Annotated in this window: 1 pseudogene; it reads left to right on the top strand. The window is 54.1% G+C overall.

Annotated elements, in window-relative coordinates:
* A pseudogene (locus tag HBA93_RS21400) lies at positions 1–268 on the top strand (outer membrane protein assembly factor); the annotation flags it as partial.

Here is a 268-nt window from a genome sequence, read left to right on the forward strand (position 1 = left end):
TAAAATTGCCAATGAAAATGTCGTTGCTGATCATGCCGGCAATGTGGTTGATGCCGATATTACGGTCGAACCGGGGCAACTGGCACATTACGGCCCTCTGACAGTGCAGGGCACTGCCCGTATGGATCCGGAATTCGTGGCCTATATGGAAGATCTCAAGCCGGGTGAACGCTATGATCCTGCTGATCTGGAACGCACCCGCCGCCGCCTTGCCCGTATGGATGTTTTCCGCTCAACCACAATTCAGGAAGCGCAGGAGATTAACCGC

The sequence above is a fragment of the Ochrobactrum sp. SFR4 genome (assembly GCF_019730395.1).
Lineage (GTDB): Bacteria > Pseudomonadota > Alphaproteobacteria > Rhizobiales > Rhizobiaceae > Pseudochrobactrum.